The organism is Streptomyces sp. V3I8, assembly GCF_030817535.1.
Lineage (GTDB): Bacteria > Actinomycetota > Actinomycetes > Streptomycetales > Streptomycetaceae > Streptomyces.
This window is the reverse complement of sequence record NZ_JAUSZL010000002.1, coordinates 6,823,113-6,838,111: the sequence shown is the minus strand read 5'-3', so window position 1 is coordinate 6,838,111 and position 14,999 is coordinate 6,823,113. Positions and strand designations below refer to the sequence as shown.

Here is a 14,999-nt window from a genome sequence, read left to right as displayed (position 1 = left end):
TCCACCTGCGTGACACGCGAAAACTGACGTTCGCAACGAGCTTTACCAATGATCCTCTGACCGCAAGAGCGACCGCCCCCCGGGGGGCGACGCGGCCGTTCGACTGGAGTTGCACGTGGCCGGGCGCATCGAAGACTACGCACTTATCGGAGACATGCAGACGGCCGCGCTGGTCTGCAGGGACGGCACGGTGGACTGGCTGTGCCTCCCCCGCTTCGACTCCCACGCCGTCTTCGCGGGACTGCTCGGCACGGAGGAGCACGGGTTCTGGCGGCTCGGTCCCGCGCATGCCGACGCCGCCGAGCCGCCGGCGGCGGTCCGCCGCCGCTACCGCGGCGACTCGCTGATCCTCGAATCCGAGTGGGACACCTCACGCGGCACGGTCCGCGTGACCGATTTCATGCCACCGCGTGACGGGGCTCCCCAGCTGATCCGCATCGTCGAGGGCGTCACGGGCCGCGTCCCGATGCGCTCCGCGCTGCGGATGCGCTTCTCGTACGGGCGGGTGGTGCCGTGGGTGCACAAGCACGAGGGGCGGACGGTGGCCGTCGCCGGTCCCGACTCCGTCTGGTACGACACCGAGTGCGAGACCTACGGCAAGGCCCTCACGACGTACTCGGACTTCACGGTCGCCCCGGGTGAGCGCATCGCGTTCACCATCTCCTGGGAGCCCTCGCACAAGCCGCCGCCGCCGCTGCCCGAGCCGGAGCAGTCCCTGGAGGCCACCGAGGAGTTCTGGCGCGACTGGGTGGCGCAGTGCACGTACCACGGGCCGTACCGCGAGGCCGTGGTCCGCTCGCTGATCACGCTGAAGGCGCTGACGTACGGGCCGACGGGCGGTATCGTCGCCGCCCCCACGACCTCCCTCCCGGAGGAGATCGGCGGCGTCCGCAACTGGGACTACCGCTACACGTGGCTGCGGGACGCGGCGATCACCCTGTCGTCGCTGCTGCGCACCGGCTACCGCGAGGAGGCGCGCGCCTGGCGCGAGTGGCTGCTGCGCGCGGTCGCCGGCGACCCCGAGAACCTGCAGATCATGTACGGCATCGCGGGCGAGCGGGAACTGGGCGAGGCGGAGCTCGACTGGCTGCCCGGCTACGAGAACTCCGGGCCCGTACGCGTCGGCAACGGCGCCGCGAACCAGCTCCAGCTGGACGTCTACGGCGAGGTGACCGAGGCGCTGCACCTGGCCCACATGACGGGTCTGGCCCGCAACGACTACGCCTCGCTGCTCCAGCTCAAGCTGATCCGCTACCTCGAGGACCACTGGGACGAGCCCGACGAGGGCATCTGGGAGGTCCGCGGGCCGCGCCGCCACTTCGTCCACTCGAAGGTGATGGCGTGGGTCGCCGTCGACCGCACGATCAAGCTCATCGAGTCCGGGGACGCGGACGGCCCGCTGGAGAAGTGGCGCGAGCTGCGTGACGACATCCACCGGGACGTGTGTGAGAAGGGTTACGACAAGGAGCGCAACACCTTCACGCAGTCGTACGGCTCCAAGGAGCTGGACGCCTCGCTGCTGCTGATCCCGCAGATGGGCTTCCTGCCGCCGGACGACAAGCGGGTGATCGGCACCATCGAGGCCATCCAGCGCGAGCTGTCCACCACGGACGGCTTCATCCTGCGCTACCCGACCTCCGGTGACGACGCGGGCGTGGACGGTCTGGAGGGCGACGAGGGCGCGTTCCTGGCCTGCTCGTTCTGGATGGCCGACGACCTCGCGATGATCGGCCGGGTCGACGAGGCCCGCAAGCTCTTCGAGAAGCTGCTGGCCCTGCGCAACGACCTGGGTCTGCTCGCGGAGGAGTGGGACCCGGTCCTGCAGCGCCAGGTGGGCAACTTCCCGCAGGCGTTCAGTCACGTGCCGCTGATCGACACGGCCCTGCGCCTGACGGCGTCCGGGGCGTACGGCGGCTGAGCGGACCCGCAGGGCGCGGGTGAGCCCCGTCCGGCCCGTCATCACGGCAGGTGGCGGACGGGGTAGCGTCCGGTCATGGACAGCCGTACCGACATGCCGGACCCGCACGACGGCGGAATCACCGTGCGGCGCGCCCTGGAGCTGCCCGGGCTGCGCGGCGGCCTGCCGGAGGTCCTGGCGGGCGCCGACCGCCTCGGCCGCACCGTGCGCTGGGTGCACGCGGGCGAGGTGCCGAACATCGCCTCGCTGCTCAAGGGCGGCGAACTGCTCCTGACCACGGGGTACGGGCTCGGCACCCGCCCCGCCGACCAGCGCGCCTTCGTCCGCACCCTCGCCGAGCGCGGCATCGCGGCCCTCGTCGTGGAGCTGGGGCCGCGCTTCGCGAAACTCCCCGCGGCCCTGGTGGAGACGGCCCGCACGGCCGGTCTGCCCCTGGTGCAGCTGCACCGCGAGGTGGCGTTCGTGACGGTCACGCAGGAGATCCACACCGAGATCGTCAACGGCCACTACGCGCTGCTCCAGCGCGCCGAGGAGGTGCACCGGCGCTGCACCGGGGCCCTGCTCGGCGGGGGCGGCATCCCCCAGGTCCTGGGCATCCTGGCCGACTTCGGCGCCAACCCGGTCTTCCTGGAGACCGCCGACGGACAGCTCCTGTACGCCGCCGGGACCGGCCCCGCGAACGCCGACCCGCTCCAGGTGTGGGAGGGGCTGCGCGGCCGGCGCGAGGAGGACCCGCCGGCCGGCTCCGTCCTGGTCGACGTGCCCGGTACCGGCTCCGGTGGCGGCCCCGGGGCGGTCCGGGCCCGGCTCGTCCTGCTGCCCGTGAACACCCCGCTCGCGCCCGTGCACCGCATCGCGGCACAGCGGGCCGCGGACGTCCTGGCCGTGGTCCTGATGCAGGCCCGCCAGGAGGAGGAGCTGGCGGCCCGGGGGCGCGGCGACTTCCTCACCGACCTCGCGGAGGGCCGGATCGAGGCGCGGGACGCGCCCGCGCAGGCCCGGGTCCTCGGCTTCAGGCCCGGCGCGAGCCCGCTGCTGCCGGTCGTCATGCGCCTCGCCGACGGGCTCGCCCCCGGCGGCGGCTGGGCCGTACTGGCCCGCGCGGTCGCCGAGGAGCTGGCCTCGGTGGGCGTCCCGGTCCTGCCGGGCGTGCGTCCCGTCGAGGGCCGGGTGCCCCTGCTGGTGGCACTGCGTGCGGAGGGCGAGCGGCAGGCCGTCGCGGACCGGGTCGCCGCGGCGCTGCGGGCGGGCGTGGAGCGGGCCGGGATGCAGCGGCCGGGCGCGCAGCCCCCGGTGGTGGTGGTCGGCGTGGCGGGCGGCTGGGCGGCCGCGTCGGCGGGCCTGCGGCACGCGGCCGAGACGGCGACGGCCGCCCAGGGGCTGCCCGACCGGCCCTGGTACGACGCCCGGCGGCTGGACACCGACCTGCTGCTGTGGCGGTTGCGGGACCATCCGGACCTGGCCGCCTTCGTGGACCGCGCGATCGGTCCCCTGCGCGACCACGACCACCGCTCGAAGCCGCCGCTGCTGCCCACCCTGGAGACGTATCTGGCGCACGCGGGCCGCAAGGCGGAGACCGCGCGCGAGCTGCATCTCAACCGGCAGACGCTCTACAACCGGCTCGCGCGGATCGGCGAGCTGCTCGGGACGGACCTCGACGACCCGCAGACGGTGCTGGCCCTGAGTCTCGCGCTGCGGGCCCGCAGACTGGTCCCGTGACGCCCGCCCGCGTTCCTGCCGCGGCCCGGGGGTTCAGTGGAGCGGCCAGGGCCGGGTCAGTTCGTCGTACACGCTCAGCACCTGGGCCACCGTGTCGTCCTCGGTCGGCCAGGTGGCCGCCTGGCGCGTGCCCCTGTCCTTGAGGCGCTCGCACCGGCCGGGGTCGGCGAGGAGGCCCACGACGGCCTCGGCGAGCGCTTCGGGGTCGCCGTGCGGTACGAGTTCGGCCGCGTCGCCGACGAGGTCGGTGATCCCGCCGGTGACGGCCGCGACCAGTGGCACGCGCGCGTGGAGGGCCTCCTGGGCGAGCACGGAGCGTGCTTCTGGGAAGCCCGGCAGCAGGGCGAGGTCGGCGGCCGCGAGCAGTTCCCCGATGTCGTCCCGGCGGCCGATCAGGCGTACGGGCAGTCCCTCGTCCTCGATGCGCCGCTGGAGTTCGCCGCGCAGCGGCCCCTCCCCGGCGATCACGAGGAGCGGCACGGGGTCGAGCCGCCGCCACGCGCGCGTGGCGTCCAGCAGGGTGTGATGGCCCCGGTGCCGGTCGAGGGAGCCGACGGTCACCAGCAACGGCCGGTCGACCGTGCCGAGTTCGGCGCGCGCCTTGGGCCGCAGCCGCTCGGCGTGCTCGCCCGCGGCGACGGACCCGCGCCGGGCCGGCAGCGCGACCGCGCTGAGCCGCGCGTCCCGCGCGCCCCTGCTGCGGGCCCGGTCCACCAGGTCGGACGAGGATCCGAGGACCACCGAGGCGGCCTTGACGACGCGCCGCTCCAGCACACGCAGCAACCGGGCCCGCGCGCCCTCGGCGGACGGCCGGGTGTGCCAGGTGACGACGAGCGGGACGCGCCGTCCGCCGAGCGCGAGTGCGGCCCGCAGCGCGGCGTGCAGACCGTGCGCGTGCACCAGGTCGGCGTCCGCGCAGGCCGCCCGCAGCGCGGCCACCGAGGCCGGGTCGCTGCGCTTCGGCACCGGTACGTGGTCGGCGCCGACGCCGGTGAAGTCGTACGCGTGGTCGGCCTCGGCGGGGGCGCAGACGGTGACCCGCACGCCCCGTGCGACGAGTCCCGAGGTGAGCGACCGGACATGGGCACAGCTGCCCGTGCTGCCACCGCCGAGCACCTGGACGGTACGCAGCGGCGACTGCCCGTACGGTGCGTGTCCGTGCGGTGCGTGGCTGCTCACGTGGCTCACGTGGCCGGGGCTCCTGGTTCGGCGTCGGGCGGTCACGAAGAAACGTACAGAAGGATCGGACGGCGGGGATCGCCCGCCCGTCCTTCCTCCAAGGATGCCAGGAGAGGGCGGAGTTGCCGACCACCGAGGGGCCGATGTGACGCATGGTGCGCGAGGGAGATACGGCTCTCACTCACACGAGTGAAAGCCGGACGATGCCCGAAGGCACCGGGGGGCGGGCGCCCGCACTGCCGAGCCCCCACCCACGCCTCCTTCGCGCCCCTTCCCGCTCACGGCCGGTCGTGCGACCGGCGACGCCCCCCTCGGGTCACCCGTCCGCCCGGGCCGCCGCCAGGAGCTCCTCCGCGTGGGCGCGGGCCGTCTGCGAGTCCTCCTGGCCGGCCAGCATGCGGGACAGCTCGCGGATGCGGTCCTCGCCCTCCAGGACCTTCACCCCGGAGCGGGTAACCGATCCGTCGTTGGTCTTCTCGACCAGCAGCTGCCGGTCGGCGAAGGCCGCCACCTGGGGCAGGTGGGTCACGACGACGACCTGCGCGCTCTTGGCGAGCTTCGCGAGCCGGCGGCCGATCTCGACGGCCGCCTTGCCGCCGACACCGGCGTCGACCTCGTCGAAGAGGTACGTGGGCACGGGGTCCGTACCCGCGAAGACGACCTCGACCGCGAGCATGACGCGCGACAGCTCACCGCCGGACGCGCCCTTGGCGATGGGCCGCGGCGGCGCACCCGGGTGCGGGGCCAGGAGCAGTTCGACCTCGTCGCAGCCGGCGGGCCCGTACGAGACCGGACGTCCGTCGACCTGCACCCCCTCCGGGTCCTCTGTCTGCCGGATCTCGAACGACACGCGCGCGTGCGGCATGGCGAGCGAGGCCAGTTCGGCGGTCACCGCGGCGGCGAAGCGGTCCGCGGCCTCCGTACGGGCGTCGGTCAGGGCCTGCGCCAGTCCGCCCAGCTCGGCCCGCAGCGCGTCCCGCTCGACGGTGAGCTCGCCGATCCGGTCGTCGTCGCCGTCCAGTTCCAGGAGCCGTGCGGCACTCCGCTCGGCCCAGGTCAGCACCGCGGTCACCCCCTCGCCGGACTCGCCGTACTTGCGGGTCAGCGCGGTGAGCGCGGCACGCCGCTCCTCGACGGCCGCCAGCCGCAGGGGATCCGCGTCGAGGTCGTCGGCGTACCCCGCCAGCTCCCCCGCCACGTCGCCCAGCAGGATGCCGATCTCCCCGATGCGGCCCGCCAGACCCGCCAGGGCCGCGTCGTGCGACCGGACGGCCTCCAGGGCCCGGTGCGCGCCCGCGACGAGGGTCGCGGCGTCGATGCCCTCCGGGTCCTCCGGGTTGCCCGCCAGGGCGGCGTGCGCGACCGTGGCGGCCGACGCGAGCGCCTCCGCGTGCCCGAGCCGCTCGGCCTCGGCCGCGAGTTCCACGTCCTCGCCCGCCCTGGGCTCCACCGCGGCGACCTCGTCGAGCCCGAAGCGCAGCATGTCGGCTTCCTGGGCGCGTTCACGCGCGCGGGTGGTGATCTCGTCCAGCTCGGTGGAGATGGCGCGCAGCCGCCGGTAGGCGCCCCTGTACTTGTCGAGCGGCACGGCGACCGCGTCGCCCGCGTACCGGTCGAGGGCCTGCCGCTGCCGGGACAGCTTGAGCAGCCCCTGCTGGTCGGTCTGGCCGTGCACCGCCACCAGGTCGTCGGCCAGCTCGGCGAGCAGCCCCACCGGCACGGACCGCCCGCCGAGGTGCGCGCGCGAGCGGCCCTCGGCGGAAACGGTACGGCTGATGAGCAGGGTGCCGTCGTCCAGCTCCGCCCCGGCCTCCTCCGCCCGCAGGATCGCGGAAGCGCCGTCGGGGACGGAGATCCGTCCCTCCACGACCGCGTTCTTCGCGCCGATCCGCACCAGGGCGGCGTCGGCGCGTCCGCCCAGCAGCAGCCCGAGGCTGGTGACCACCATCGTCTTGCCCGCACCGGTCTCACCCGTCACGGCGGTGAAGCCCGGCGACAGCTCGACAACCGCGTCGTCGATGACTCCGAGCGACCGTATCCGCATCTCCTCCAACACGGACATGACCATACGAGGTTTCTCCCGCCCGGCGCGACGCCGCCCCAGTCCCTGCACAAACGTCCAGGTGCCCACGGCGCCCGAGGTCACTCCCGGGAGCCGCCCCGGACAGCCGCCGCGCCCGCCCTCCCGCTCAGTTCGGAACGCCCCGCCAGCCGGCCACCGGCAGCGCGAACTTGGCGACGAGCCGGTCGGTGAACGAGGCGTGGTGCAGCCGGGCCAGCCGCACCGGCACGGCCCCGCGGCGGACCTCCACCCGGGCACCGGGCGGCAGCTCGATCGTGCGCCGGCCGTCGCACCACAGCACCCCGGGCGGGATGTGCGGCAGGATCTCCACGGCCAGCACCGAGTTCGGCGAGGTCACCAGCGGCTTGGCGAACAGGGCGTGCGCGCTGATCGGCACCATGAGCAGCGCCTCGACCTCCGGCCACACCACGGGCCCGCCCGCGGAGAAGGCGTACGCCGTCGACCCGGTCGGGGTCGCGCAGACGATGCCGTCGCAGCCGAAGCCCGTCACGGGCCGCCCGTCGATCTCCAGGACGACCTCGAGGAGCTTCTCGGCCCCCGCCTTCTGCACGGCGGCCTCGTTGAGCGCCCAGTCCGTGTGCACGACGTCGCCGTTGCTGTGCACGACGACGTCGACGGTCATGCGCTCCTCGACCTCGTACGCCTTCGTCACCACCCGGTCGACGACCTTGTCGAGGTCGTCGCGTTCGGCCTCCGCGAGGAAGCCGACGCGCCCGAGGTTGACGCCGAGCATCGGCACCCCGGAGGCGCGGGCGAACTCGGCGCCGCGCAGCAGCGTGCCGTCACCGCCGAGGACGATCAGCAGTTCGCATCCGTCGAGGCATTCCGGGGTCGCCTCCCTGACGAGCTCCACCGTCGGCGGCAGCGGCAGGTCGGCCGCCTCCGCCTCCAGGACCCGTACGCCGAGCCCGGAGCGCAGGAGCCCCTCCACGACCAGCTCGGCACTGCGGATGGCCGCGGGCCGTCCGGTGTGGGCGAGCAGGAAAACAGTTCGAGATCGGGTCTCAGTCAACGCGGCCCCTCCGCCACTGCACGATCGACGTCGGCCGGGTCCAGTGCGGGTGCCCCGGCACGCAGCCACAGAAAGTACTCGACGTTCCCGGAGGGCCCGGGCAGCGGACTGGCCGTCACGCCCTTCACCCCGAGCCCCAGTTCCGCCGCCCGGCGGGCCACACCGCGCACGGCGTCCGCCCGCAGCTCGGGGCTGCGGACGACGCCGCCGCTCCCGAGCCGTTCCCTGCCCACCTCGAACTGCGGCTTGACCATCATCACCAGGTCGGCACCGGGCGCCGCGCACCGCACGAGGGCGGGCAGCACCAGGCCGAGCGGGATGAAGGACAAGTCGCCGACAACAAGATCCACCGGCTCCCCATCGATCGCCTCCAACGTCAACTCGCGTACGTTCGTACGGTCCTTGACGGTGACGCGTTCATCGCTTCGCAGAGACCACGCCAACTGCCCGTAGCCGACGTCCACGGCGAGGACCCGTGAGACGCCCGCGCGCAGCAGCACATCGGTGAAGCCGCCCGTCGACGCCCCGGCGTCCAGCGCCCGCCTGCCCTCGACCTCCAGGCCCAGCGGTACGAAGGCCTCCAGCGCCCCGGCGAGCTTGTGGCCGCCGCGCGAGACGTAGTCCGGGTCGCCGTCGTCCTCGGCGACGAGGATGGGGGCCGCGGTCTCCACCTGGGTGGCGGACTTGGTCGCGAGGTTCTTGCCGACGGTGACCCGCCCGGCGGCGATCAGCTGCCCGGCGTGCTCGCGCGAGCGGGCGAGCTTGCGTCGGACCAGCTCGGCGTCGAGGCGGCGTCGTGCCACTCCTGCCACGTTCGGTTCAGCTCCTGTGGTTCGGGTCGGGGGGCGCCGGAGGTCCCGGGCGGGCGTCGAGCGCGGTGAGCGTGTCGCGCAGCCCCCGGTGCACATCCTCGTACACCTCGACGTGTCCGTCCGTCGCGAGGTGGTCCACGTCGCCCAGCCGGTCGAGCAGGGCGTCGACCCCGTCGTCGCCCGTGGGGGTGCGCGGGACGTGCAGGGGGGCGGGGGCGGCCGGGTCGTATGCCTGCGCACCGGAGGGCTCCGAACCGCCGGATCCGGTCCGGGATCCGTCCTCGGGCCCGGTCATGGACTCGCTCATGCCCCGACGCTACCGCGTGGCGCTGCGGTACCGTCGATCACGATGGCGACGATCGAGGAGTGCCGCAGCGCACTCGACCACCTCTCGGACAGCATGGCGGGCGCGAACGGCGACGTACGGAGCGCGGCCGCGTTGGACCGCTCCCTGAGCTGCCGGATCACCGATCTGGACATCACCTTCGTGGGCCGCCTGCGGGACGGCCGGATCGTGGTGCTGGACACGGTCGACGGCCCGCCGCCCGAGAAGGCCGAGATCCGGCTCGCGATGACCGGTGACGACCTGGTCGCGATGGTGGCCGGCGAGCTGCACTTCGCGAAGGCCTGGGGCTCGGGCCGGGTCAGGCTCGAAGCGGGTCTGCGCGACCTCGTCCGGCTCAGAAAACTGCTCTGACCCGGACCCGCCCCCGGCCCGGCTAGCCCTTCGCGACGGCGACGGACGGACCGGACGGGGTGGCCGCGACGGACGAGGCGGCCGTACGGGCCCTGCGCGCCGCCGGCACCACCAGCGGCGTACCCGTCTGCGGATCGTCGATGACCTGGCAGCGCAGCCCGAAGACCTCCTCGACCAGCTCGGCCGTGACGATGTCCGCCGGGGCGCCCTCCGCGATCACCGAGCCGTCGCGCAGGGCGATCAGATGCGTGGCGTACCGGGCGGCGTGATTGAGGTCGTGCAGTACGGCGACCAGGGTCCGGCCCTGTTCCTCGTGCAGCTCGGCGCAGAGGTCGAGCACGTCGATCTGGTGCTGGATGTCGAGGAAGGTGGTCGGCTCGTCGAGCAGCAGCAGCGGGGTCTGCTGGGCGAGGGCCATGGCGATCCACACGCGCTGGCGCTGGCCCCCGGAGAGCTCGTCCACGTACCGGTCGGCGAGTTCGGCGACGCCGGTCGAGGCCATGGACTCGCGTACGATCCGCTCGTCCTCGGCCGACCACTGGCGCAGCAGCCCCTGGTGGGGGTAGCGGCCACGCCCCACGAGGTCGCCGACGGTGATCCCGTCGGGCGCGATCGACGACTGCGGGAGCAGCCCGAGCGTCCTCGCCACCTTCTTCGCGGGCATCGACTGGATGGTCTGCCCGTCGAGGAGCACCCGGCCCCGCTGCGGCTTGAGCATGCGGGACAGGGCGCGCAGCAGCGTCGACTTGCCGCAGGCGTTGGGGCCGACGATCACCGTGAAGGAGTTGTCCGGTATCCCGACCGACAACTGCTCGGCGATCACGCGCTGGTCGTAGGCGAGGGTGACGCCCTCGGCGGACAGGCGGTTCACGGTGCTCCTCGGGTCGTTGCTCCTGGGACTGTTCATATCCGGCCGGCCTTCCGCTCGGTGACCAGCAGCCACAGCAGATAGACGCCGCCGACGACTCCGGTGAGCACGCCGACGGGCAGCTGATCGGCGCCGAAGGCCCGCTGCGAGGCCCAGTCCGCGACCACCAGGAGGGTGGCGCCCATGCACATCGCCGGTACCAGATTGGGACCGGGCGAGCGGGTCAGACGCCGGGCGAGCTGCGGCGCGGTGAGCGCCACGAAGGCGACCGGGCCCGCGGCGGCGGTCGCGGACGCGGTGAGCAGCACGGCGGCCACCATCAGCACCAGGCGCGTCCGCTCCACCCGCACACCGAGCGCGTACGCCACGTCGTCGCCCATCTCCAGCATCCGCAGGGCGCGCCCGTTGCCCAGGACCAGCGGTACCAGGACGGCGCACAGGCCGAGCAGCGGCCAGACCTGGGCCCAGTCGCGGCCGTTGAGGGAGCCGGTCATCCAGACGACCGCGCGGGTCGCGTCGACGAGGTCGGCCTTGGTGATCAGGTAGCCGTTGACGGCCGTGACGATCGCGGAGACCCCGATGCCGACCAGGACCAGCCGGTACCCGTGCATCCCCCGCTTCCAGGCGAGCAGGTAGATGGCCAGCCCGGTCACCAGCCCGCCGACCAGCGCCCCGACGGTGACCTGGGTGGCGCTGCCGGAGAACAGCACGATCATCACGAGTGCGCCGGCCGTCGAACCCTGGCCGAGGCCGAGCACGTCCGGACTGCCCAGCGGGTTGCGGGAGACGGCCTGGAAGAGCGCGCCGCCGAGGCCGAGCGAGGCGCCCACGAGGAGCCCCACCAGGACCCGCGGCAGCCGCAGCTCGTCGACGATGAACTCCTGGCCCGCGTCGCCGCCGCCGAGCAGCGTCTTCAGGACGTCGCCGGCGGAGATCGGGAAGTCCCCGGTGCCGATGAGCACGACGCTCGCGGTGAGCGCCGCCACCAGCAGCAGGGCGACGACCGTGGACGCGCGGACGTCGATCCGCACCGACAGCCCGCCCCCGGTACGGAGTGTGCGGCCGCGGAAACCCCGGCCGGGAGCCGCCTGCGCGCGGTCGGACCGGTCGCGCCGATCGGTCCGGCCCGCGCGATCGGCCTGGTTGCGTAGGGCCTTCACAGCTGTGCCGTCCTCCGCCGTCGTACGAGAAAGATGAAGACCGGGCCGCCGAGGATCGCGGTGACGATGCCGACCTGGAGTTCCGCGGGCCGCGCGACGACACGGCCGACCACGTCGGCGCCGAGCAGCAGCACCGGCGACAGCACGGTGGCGTACGGCAGGATCCACCGCAGGTCGGGCCCGGTGAAGGAGCGGACGACGTGCGGGACCATCAGCCCCACGAAGACGATCGGCCCGCAGGCGGCGGTCGCGGCCCCGCACAGCACGGTGGCGGCGGCCATGGACAGCGCCCGGGTGCGGTTCAGGTGCGCCCCCAGCGCCCGGGCGGTGTCGTCGCCCATGGCCATGGCGTTCAGCGGCCGGGCGAGCGCGAGCGCGAGGACCGTACCGGCCACGAGGAACGGCAGCACCTGCCGGACGGTGGAACCGGTGGCCGAGGCCAGCGAGCCGACCGTCCAGAAGCGCATCTTGCCGAGCGCCGCCTCGTCCATGATCATCACGGCTTGCAGATAGCCGTAGAGCGCGGCGCTGATCGCGGTGCCGGCGAGCGCGAGCCGCACCGGGGTGGCGCCCCGGCTGCCGCCGAGGAAGTAGACCAGCGCCCCGACGGCGGCCGCGCCCGCGAAGGCGAACCACACGTAGCCGTCCAGCGAGGTGACCCCGAAGAAGGTGATCGCGGTGACGACCGCCGCGGACGCGCCCGCGTTGATGCCGAGCAGGCCGGGGTCGGCGAGCGGATTGCGGGTGAGCGCCTGCAGCAGCGCCCCGGCGAGGCCGAGCGCGGCTCCGACGAGCAGCCCGAGGACCGTACGCGAGAGCCGCTCGCCCACCACGACGTCGCCGTACGAGCCCGAGTCCTCGAACAGGCCGTGCCAGACCTGCTCCAGGGACAGCTCTTTCGCGCCGATCGCGATGCTCGCCAGAGCGACGAGCACCAGCACGGCGAGAGACAGGAAGAGCCCTGCGACTCGGACCGCCCGGCGGTTCGGGGGCACGGGGGCGGTCTCCGCGCTCGGTTCGGGGGGACTGTCGACCAACACGCAGTTAGGTTAGCCTAACTTCCACCTGGACCCGATCGGCCCCGCACCCCCGACCGGCCGCTCAGAGCCCCAGCCGGGCCAGCGCCTTGCTCCCGTCCAGCTCGCACGCCGCGTCCCCGGCCGCCGTCCACGCGGCGGCGCACAGGGCCCGCAGCCCGTCCATGGGCTCGCCCTCACCGTCCAGTTCCAGCCGCTCGCTTCCGGCCGTGGCCGTGTACCCCCCGCACCGGAAGCCGTCGCCCGCCTCCACGACCTCGGGCTGCCCGGTCAGCATCCCCCGCAGGTCGGCGTCGACGTAGGTCGGCCGGTGCCGCGGCGGTGCGGCGAGGAGCTGCGCCCCGTCGGTCACGCCGGTGAGCACGAGCAGCGAGTCCACCTCGCCGTTGAACGCGCCCTCGATGTCCGTGTCGAGCCGGTCCCCCACGACCAGCGGCCGCTCGGCCCCGGTCCGCAGGATCGTCTCGCGGTGCATCGGCGGCAGCGGCTTGCCCGCCACCTGCGGCTCGGCGCCCGTGGCGATCCGTACGACCTCGACGGCCGCCCCGTTGCCCGGCGCGATGCCGCGTGCGCCGGGGATCGTCAGGTCGGTGTTGGACGCGAACCACGGCACGCCGCGGGAGATGGCGTAGCAGGCCTCGGCGAAGCGCCCCCACGGCAGGTCGGGCCCGCCGAACCCCTGCACGACGGCCACCGGTTCGTCGTCGGCCGACTCGACCGGTTCGAGCCCGCGTTCGCGCAGCGCGACCCGCAGTCCCTCGCCGCCGATCACCAGCACGCGCGCGCCCCGGGGCACCTGCTCGCTGATCAGCCGAGCCACGGCCTGGGCCGAGGTGATGACGTCCGCCGCCCCGGTCGCGATGCCCAGCTCCGTGAGGTGCTCCGCGACGCTGTCGGGCGTCCGCAGCGCGTTGTTGGTGACGTACGCGAGCCGCATCCCGCCCCCGTGGGCCGTGCCGAGCGACTCGACCGCGTGCGCGATCGCGTTCCCGCCCGCGTACACCACCCCGTCCAGGTCGAGCAGCGCCGTGTCGTACGCCTCGCTCAGGGCCCGCTCACTGCTCTCGGGCCGCGTCCTCGCGATCTGGCTCATTACGCATCGCTCCTCGTTCGATCCCTTTCCCCGATCATCTCCCATCGCACCGGCCCACTTACGATGCATCAATGAACACTGCAGGTACCGCGGACGTACCGGCACGCATGGGCCTTGACCTCACCCCGTTCCGGGGTCTGCGCTACGACCCCGACCGGGTCGGCAGCCTGTCCGCCGTCACATCCCCGCCGTACGACGTGGTCGTGCGGCCCGACGGCCTGCTCCACCTGGAATCGGCGGACCCGTACAACATCGTCCGCCTGATCCTGCCGCAGGCCACCACACCCGACGTCCGCAACGAACAGGCCGCGGACACCCTGCACCGCTGGATGTCCGAGGGCATCCTGCGCCCCGACCCGGAGCCGGCCCTCTACGTCTACGAGCAGCGGGACGACGAGAGCATGTTCCAGCGGGGCGTCATCGGCGCCCTGCGCCTGTCGGAGGCCTCGGAGGGCGTGGTGCTGCCGCACGAGGACGTCATGCCGCACGTCGTCGCGGACCGCGCGGCCCTCATGCGGACCACCTCCGCGAACCTCGAACCCCTGCTGCTGACCTACCGGGGCGACGGCGCCGTCTCCGGCACGGCGGCCGTCATCGGGCGCACCGCCGAGCGCCCGCCCCTGTTCTCCACGACGACGGAGGACGGCTTCCATCACCGTCTGTGGGCCGTCACCGATCCGGCCGACCTCGCCGAGGTCCGCGCGGACCTGGCCGGCCGCCAGGCCCTCATCGCCGACGGCCACCACCGCTGGGCGACCTACCTGCGGGTCCGTGCGGAACACCCCTCTCCCAGCCCCTGGGACTACGGCCTGGTGCTCCTGGTCGACACCGCCCGCCACCCGCTGCGGGTCCGCGCCATCCACCGCCTCCTGCACCGCCTCCCGGTCTCCCAGGCCCTCGCCGCCCTGGACGGCTCCTTCCGCATACGCCACCTCGACAAGTCCCTCTCCGAGGCGCTGTCGGCCCTCGCCGTGGCGGCCGCCGCGGGAAACGCCTTCCTCCTCGCCGGCGACGGAGCCTTCCACCTCGTCGACCGCCCCTCCCCCGACCTCCTGGCCCGCACGGTCCCGGCGGACCGTCCCGAAGCCTGGCGCACCCTGGACGCGACCGTCCTGCACGCCACGCTCCTCGACCGTGTCTGGCGCATCCCGGACGTCCCGGAGCACATCGCCTACATCCACGACACGGCCGCCACGGCGGCCAAGGCGGAGCGCGACGGCGGCACGGCCGTCCTGATGCACCCGGTCCGCGAGGAGGTCGTACGCGAGCTCGCGAGCCAGGGCGTCACGATGCCCCGCAAGTCGACGTCCTTCGGCCCGAAGCCGGCGTCGGGCCTGGTGCTGCGCACGCTCGGCCCCTGACACACGGACGGGCGGGACCCCCGTCAGGGGATCCCGCCCGTCCGCCGTCACGGCTCCTGG

General features: G+C 73.9%; 13 protein-coding genes. 4 read left to right on the top strand and 9 right to left on the bottom strand.

Annotated elements, in window-relative coordinates; translation table 11 throughout:
* The first annotated feature begins 154 nt into the window (after positions 1 to 154).
* A complete protein-coding gene (locus tag QFZ75_RS30210) occupies positions 155 to 1,918 on the top strand; it encodes a glycoside hydrolase family 15 protein (protein ID WP_307541921.1) in 1,764 nt (587 codons plus the stop codon).
* Between the two features lie 75 nt (positions 1,919 to 1,993).
* Positions 1,994 to 3,637, top strand: a complete 1,644-nt coding sequence (locus QFZ75_RS30205; protein WP_307541920.1) for a PucR family transcriptional regulator — start codon at positions 1,994 to 1,996, stop codon at positions 3,635 to 3,637.
* Positions 3,638 to 3,670: 33 nt separating this feature from the next.
* On the opposite strand, the gene QFZ75_RS30200 is transcribed toward QFZ75_RS30205, so the two are convergent.
* The 5 genes from QFZ75_RS30200 to QFZ75_RS30180 form a co-directional block, all read right to left on the bottom strand.
* Positions 3,671 to 4,825, bottom strand: coding sequence for a glycosyltransferase family 4 protein (locus tag QFZ75_RS30200; protein ID WP_307541919.1), 1,155 nt, complete (start codon positions 4,823 to 4,825; stop codon positions 3,671 to 3,673).
* Between the two features lie 307 nt (positions 4,826 to 5,132).
* Positions 5,133 to 6,884 (bottom strand): DNA repair protein RecN, encoded by a 1,752-nt coding sequence (gene recN / locus QFZ75_RS30195; protein ID WP_307541918.1) that lies wholly within the window; start codon positions 6,882 to 6,884, stop codon positions 5,133 to 5,135.
* Between the two features lie 121 nt (positions 6,885 to 7,005).
* Entirely contained in the window at positions 7,006 to 7,911 is a 906-nt protein-coding gene (locus QFZ75_RS30190; protein ID WP_307541917.1) for an NAD kinase, read from the bottom strand.
* A complete protein-coding gene (locus QFZ75_RS30185; RefSeq protein ID WP_307541916.1) occupies positions 7,908 to 8,723 on the bottom strand; it encodes a TlyA family RNA methyltransferase in 816 nt (271 codons plus the stop codon). Before QFZ75_RS30185 ends, QFZ75_RS30190 begins: the two co-directional genes overlap by 4 nt.
* A 7-nt stretch (positions 8,724 to 8,730) precedes the next feature.
* Positions 8,731 to 9,030: a hypothetical protein gene (locus tag QFZ75_RS30180; RefSeq protein ID WP_307541915.1), complete on the bottom strand. Its 300-nt coding sequence runs from the start codon at positions 9,028 to 9,030 to the stop codon at positions 8,731 to 8,733.
* Between the two features lie 42 nt (positions 9,031 to 9,072).
* On the opposite strand from QFZ75_RS30180, the gene QFZ75_RS30175 reads away from it, so the two are divergent.
* Positions 9,073 to 9,420, top strand: a complete 348-nt coding sequence (locus tag QFZ75_RS30175) for a sterol-binding protein (protein WP_307541914.1) — start codon at positions 9,073 to 9,075, stop codon at positions 9,418 to 9,420.
* Positions 9,421 to 9,442: 22 nt separating this feature from the next.
* Here QFZ75_RS30175 and QFZ75_RS30170 read toward each other — a convergent pair whose 3' ends face one another.
* The 4 genes from QFZ75_RS30170 to QFZ75_RS30155 all read right to left on the bottom strand — a co-directional run bounded on the left by QFZ75_RS30170 (position 9,443) and on the right by QFZ75_RS30155 (position 13,578).
* The gene (locus QFZ75_RS30170; protein WP_307541912.1) at positions 9,443 to 10,327 is read right to left on the bottom strand and encodes an ABC transporter ATP-binding protein; all 885 of its coding nucleotides are present in this window, start codon (positions 10,325 to 10,327) and stop codon (positions 9,443 to 9,445) included.
* A complete protein-coding gene (locus QFZ75_RS30165; protein WP_307544898.1) occupies positions 10,324 to 11,325 on the bottom strand; it encodes an iron chelate uptake ABC transporter family permease subunit in 1,002 nt (333 codons plus the stop codon). The genes QFZ75_RS30170 and QFZ75_RS30165 overlap by 4 nt, the downstream gene beginning before the upstream one ends.
* A 119-nt stretch (positions 11,326 to 11,444) precedes the next feature.
* A complete protein-coding gene (locus QFZ75_RS30160) occupies positions 11,445 to 12,488 on the bottom strand; it encodes an iron ABC transporter permease (protein ID WP_307541911.1) in 1,044 nt (347 codons plus the stop codon).
* A 61-nt stretch (positions 12,489 to 12,549) separates the two neighbouring features.
* A complete protein-coding gene (locus QFZ75_RS30155) occupies positions 12,550 to 13,578 on the bottom strand; it encodes an HAD hydrolase-like protein (protein ID WP_307541910.1) in 1,029 nt (342 codons plus the stop codon).
* 71 nt (positions 13,579 to 13,649) lie between these two features.
* Here QFZ75_RS30155 and QFZ75_RS30150 point away from each other — a divergent pair, with 71 nt between their 5' ends.
* The gene (locus tag QFZ75_RS30150) at positions 13,650 to 14,939 is read left to right on the top strand and encodes a DUF1015 domain-containing protein (protein ID WP_307541909.1); all 1,290 of its coding nucleotides are present in this window, start codon (positions 13,650 to 13,652) and stop codon (positions 14,937 to 14,939) included.
* The last annotated feature ends 60 nt before the right edge of the window (positions 14,940 to 14,999 follow it).

What these genes read in the sequence shown, in the direction of transcription:
- recN (WP_307541918.1), bottom strand. Translation starts at nt 6,884, where the DNA reads ATGGTCATGTCCGTGTTGGAGGAGATGCGGATACGGTCGCTCGGAGTC.
- QFZ75_RS30155 (WP_307541910.1), bottom strand. Translation starts at nt 13,578, where the DNA reads ATGAGCCAGATCGCGAGGACGCGGCCCGAGAGCAGTGAGCGGGCCCTG.
- QFZ75_RS30205 (WP_307541920.1), top strand. Translation starts at nt 1,994, where the DNA reads ATGGACAGCCGTACCGACATGCCGGACCCGCACGACGGCGGAATCACC.
- QFZ75_RS30210 (WP_307541921.1), top strand. Translation starts at nt 155, where the DNA reads ATGCAGACGGCCGCGCTGGTCTGCAGGGACGGCACGGTGGACTGGCTG.
- QFZ75_RS30170 (WP_307541912.1), bottom strand. Translation starts at nt 10,327, where the DNA reads ATGAACAGTCCCAGGAGCAACGACCCGAGGAGCACCGTGAACCGCCTG.
- QFZ75_RS30150 (WP_307541909.1), top strand. Translation starts at nt 13,650, where the DNA reads ATGAACACTGCAGGTACCGCGGACGTACCGGCACGCATGGGCCTTGAC.
- QFZ75_RS30180 (WP_307541915.1), bottom strand. Translation starts at nt 9,030, where the DNA reads ATGAGCGAGTCCATGACCGGGCCCGAGGACGGATCCCGGACCGGATCC.
- QFZ75_RS30175 (WP_307541914.1), top strand. Translation starts at nt 9,073, where the DNA reads ATGGCGACGATCGAGGAGTGCCGCAGCGCACTCGACCACCTCTCGGAC.